At 73.0% G+C, this 1,985-nt stretch carries 1 protein-coding gene and 1 pseudogene; both read left to right on the top strand.

Annotated features, from left to right (window positions below; all coding sequences use genetic code 11):
* Window positions 1-569 (top strand): helix-turn-helix domain-containing protein (locus ACWEN3_RS45895; RefSeq protein WP_452984309.1); only part of this gene is annotated, 569 nt, incomplete at its 5' end.
* A gap of 338 nt (window positions 570-907) precedes the next feature.
* Window positions 908-1,918 (top strand): annotated as a pseudogene (locus ACWEN3_RS45900) (hydrolase); the annotation flags it as partial.
* Window positions 1,919-1,985: the final 67 nt, after the last annotated feature.

Genomic DNA, 1,985 nt, shown 5'->3' on the forward strand with positions numbered 1-1,985 from the left:
GTGCCGACCGGGCAGTGGACGGGCACGCCTGTCTCCTCACCGACCTCCGCCAGCACTCGTGTGACCTCCTCGCGGGCCAGTCGGAGTTCCTCGACGCCCGCGGGCCGGCCGGGGACGCGGCGGGCGGCCCGGACCAGGTGGCCGTGGCCCACGGCAGCCTGGCGCGGGAACTGGCCCTGTGCGCGCTGGAGGAGGTCGTCCTGCTGGCCGTCTCCGGTACCCGGACACCCGCCCGCGGACCGGACGCCGACACACGGGTGCGCCGTGCGGAGGAACTGATCGCCGCCGACCCCGGAGCCCCGCACAGCGTCCGCTCGCTCGCCGAGAGCGTCGCGCTGTCCCCGTCCCGGTTCGCGCATCTGTTCACCCAGCGGACCGGAACGCCGCCGATGCGGGCCCTGCGCGAGGCCCGGCTGCGGAACGCGGCCCGGCTTCTGGAGGCCACCGACCTGACGGTGGAACGGGTCGCCGCCGCCTGCGGATTTTCCAGCCCCTTTCACTTCAGCCGGATCTTCCACCAGCGCTACGGAGTGCCGCCCGGCGCCTACCGGGCGGGCGAACGCCAGTAATTGGAAGAAAGGGCCACCCTTGACAAAGTGTCAATACAAAAACCCTCGCGAACAATGCCGAGAATCGAGAGATCTCTTGTTCGTTCGCGCGCGACTGTGCAAAAGTGTGCGCTGTCGGCGCGCGGGCACACCACATTCCCAACTGTGTGCGCCAGGCTGCTCGCCGTACACCCTCCACGCTTCAAAAGAGCTGCTCAGGTGGGCGTTCGAGCTGCCCGTCACCTGTCCATACCGCTTGGTATGGACTAATTTCGAGTCGCGTCTGGAGGAATGCAGCCGTGAAAGAGGCAGGCCCGTCGGACGAGCAGCTGAGCGCCGAACTGCAGAAGTGGACGGGTATGGCACCGGCGCTCCATCCGGTCGGTGAACTCCTCGACCGGCACTGGGAAGCGGCCTTCACCTACGCCCGGCTGTGCACGGACGGGCCGCGTGCCGCCGGCATGCTCACCACCGCCGCGTTCACCCGGCTCTTCGGCGAATCGCTCCGTCAGGTCGGCCCGAACGTCGCCTGGCGCCCCCAGGTGCTCGTCGCCGTCCGCCGTATCGCCGCCGAGTGGGACGCCGACGGCCGCCGGGAACTCCTCCACCCGGCCCTGCGGCCGGACACCGGTACCGGCGAGCGCGCCGCCGCCCGGCTGCTGCCCCCGCCGAACCGGCGGCTGCTGTCCCGCGCCTTCCAGCGGGTGCCCCAGACCTCCCGCGCCATGCTGTGGCACATCGAGGTGGAGGCCGAACCCCTGGCCGCACCCGCCGCGTTGCTCGGCCTGGACCAGGAGGAGGCCCGGATCGAACTGCGCCGGGCCCGCGAGCGGCTGCGCGAGGAGTGTCTCCACGTGCACCGCGAACTCGCCCCGGAGGCCGAGTGCCGGCGCTATCAGCGCATGCTCGACGTGACCTTCCGGCGCGGCGGCGCCGACATCGACCCGGATCTGCGGGAGCACCTGGCCGACTGCACGCACTGCCGGCGCACCGCCGACCAGCTGACCCAGTTCAACACCGGACTCTGCTTCGCGCTGGCCGAGGCGGTCCTCGGCTGGGGCGCCCGCGCCTACGCGGAGGCCCGGGCGCACCGCACCGAGCCGCCCGCCGAGGCGGCCCCGTCCCCGGCAGCCGTGGCACCCCGGGCCGGCGAGGACTTCGGCTCCGCCGCGCCGTCCGACGAGCCCCTCCGCGGCGCCGGTTCGCACGGCACCGACCGCCCCACCATCTCCTCCCGCCCCACCGCCTCACCGCGTTCCGCCCACCGCGCCGCCCGCCGGGCCCGGCGCCGCAACCTCGCCGCGGCCGTGGTCACCGTGAGCGGACTGGTCGTGCTGCCCCTGGTCCTGTGGGCGGTGCTCGGCTCATCCCGCGCCACGAGTACATAGGGCCGGTCGCTGTCCGGGACGCCCGGCATCGGAACGCCGAGCAGCCGGG

The sequence above is a fragment of the Streptomyces sp. NPDC004561 genome, assembly GCF_053602155.1.